At 65.4% G+C, this 2,082-nt stretch carries 2 protein-coding genes and 1 pseudogene; 2 read left to right on the forward strand and 1 reads right to left on the reverse strand.

The features are described 5' to 3' along the window. A pseudogene (locus tag JOY90_RS39360) lies at nt 1-174 on the forward strand (amidophosphoribosyltransferase); the annotation flags it as partial. Further along, complete coding sequence (locus JOY90_RS39365; protein ID WP_291696467.1) at nt 174-893, forward strand: SDR family NAD(P)-dependent oxidoreductase; 720 nt, start codon at nt 174-176, stop codon at nt 891-893. The pseudogene JOY90_RS39360 and the gene JOY90_RS39365, both read left to right, overlap by 1 nt. 34 nt (nt 894-927) lie before the next feature. Here JOY90_RS39365 and JOY90_RS39370 read toward each other — a convergent pair whose 3' ends face one another. Then, on the reverse strand, nt 928-1,914 hold the full coding sequence (locus tag JOY90_RS39370; protein ID WP_291696468.1) for an NADP-dependent oxidoreductase: 987 nt from the start codon (nt 1,912-1,914) through the stop codon (nt 928-930). Nucleotides 1,915-2,082: the final 168 nt, after the last annotated feature.

Raw genomic sequence — 2,082 nt, forward strand, 5'->3', positions numbered from 1 at the left:
GCCTTTCTCTCCATCGAAGGCCTCTACAAGGCGGTTGGCGAGGATGGCCGGGACGATCTTCATCCGCAGCATTGCGACGCGTGCTTCACGGGTGATTATCCGACCCATCTGACGGACCAGGAAGATATCGCCCCGGTCGATCAGCTTTCGCTGCTCGCCGGCTCAGCCGCCTGATGGCCTCTCTGCCTGGCCGCATCGCGCTGGTCACCGGCGCCAGCCGCGGCATCGGTGCAGCGACCGCCCGCGCTTTGGCCCGGGCCGGGGCGCATGTCATCCTCACTGCCCGTACCAGCGCCGGGCTCGAGGAGGTGGAAGACTCGATCCACCAGGCTGGGGGCACCGCGACCATCGCCCCGCTCGATCTGACCGACGGCCAGGGGCTCCGCAAGCTCGCCGAGGCCGTCGCCCCTCGCTGGCCCGCGGTAGACGTGATCGTCCATTCGGCCGGGATGCTGGGCTCGCTGACGCCGGTGCCACATCTCGACGAAAAGGAATTCGCCAAGGTGATCGCGACCAATCTCGTCGCTAGCCAGAGGCTGATCGCCGCCTTCGATCCGCTGCTGCGCAACAGCACGGCCGGACGACTGATTGCGCTTACCACCGGCGTCGCCGCCAGCCCGCGGGCTTATTGGGCCGGCTATGCCGCGACCAAGGCGGCGATGGAGAACCTGTTGCTGAGCTATGCCGCAGAGGTTGCCGCCATCACTCCAATCCGCGTTGCCCTGGTCAGCCCCGGCGCGACCCGCACGAAGATGCGCGCTCACGCCTATCCCGGTGAAGATCCTGCGACGGTCAAGCCGCCCGAGGTCGTCGGCGACGCAATCGTCGCGCTACTGGAGCGCGACTTCGAGACCGGCGAAAGAGTTCGCGTTCAAGACACGGTGGGAGCGTAGCAACTCACCTCGCGGGTGAGAGGAATCGAACTCCTCAGTCGATTGTCACGACGAGCTTGCCGCGGACGCCGCCCTTCTGCTGGGCTGCGAGCGCTTCCGCGCCGCGATCGAGCGGATAAACCGTCAGCTCGGGCAACTTCATCTTGCCCTGATCGATCAGCGTCGCGGTTGCCTCGAGGTCCTGGCGCAGCGTGGCGAGGTCGAGGATCAGATAATGGACCGCGATGCCGCGCTTGCTTCCCTCCGCGGTCAGCTTCTCGATGTCGGCATCGTTGACATAGGTCGCCACGATGACCAGCCGACCGCCATCCCTGATCATATCCAGGATTCCGGGCTGATTGCCGCCGGTGCCCGCATCAAGAAGGTGGTCGACGCCGCCAGGCGCCCATTTCTTCAGCGCGGCGGCAACGTCCTCATTTTTGTAGTCGATTGCCAGATCGGCTCCCAATGATCGCACATAATCGAGGTTCACGTCGCGCGCCGCCGCAGCGACGCGGGCGCCAGCCGCATGGGCATAACCGACCGAGAAGCTGCCGATACCGCCCGACGCGCCGAGAATCAGCACCGACTCTCCCGCCTTCAACGTCCCGACGTCGGGGCGGAAGAGCCCTTGATAGCCGGTGATGCCAGCGGTCGGTATCGCCGCGACCTCGGCATCGCTTGCCTGCGCCGGCGCCTTGGCGGCGAGCCGCGCCGGGACGCGAACGAATTCGGCGAGCGTGCCGCTTTGCGGGCCTTCACGACGATCGGCGAGCAGCACGACGCGATCGCCCTTGGCAAAACCGCTGACGTTTGCGCCGACTTCCTCGACGATCCCGCAGGCGTCGAAGCCTGGCGCCCAGGTGCCGTACTCGCCGTAAACCTGCGCCAGGTACCCCGCCATCTCCTTCCAATCGACCGGGTTGACAGACGCCGCGGTGACGCGGACGAGCAGATCGTCGGGTAATGCCTGCGGCTTGGGCAGCTCGCCAAGCTTCGCCTGATCCGCGGATCCGAATCCATCCATCACCAATGCGCGCATCTGCATCTCCTGTTCCTTTGAAAGCGGCCGCTGATGGCAATGCTAGGCTTGCGCACCCTGCTCGAACTCTATCGTGTCGACCTGACGCTTGGTGATCTTCCACTCGCCGCCGATATTTGCGAACTCGTCATTGTACCAGCCGGCGAACTTCATCAGCAGCGAACCGTC

The sequence above is a fragment of the Bradyrhizobium sp. genome (genome assembly GCF_019242285.1).
Classification (GTDB): Bacteria; Pseudomonadota; Alphaproteobacteria; order Rhizobiales; family Xanthobacteraceae; genus Bradyrhizobium.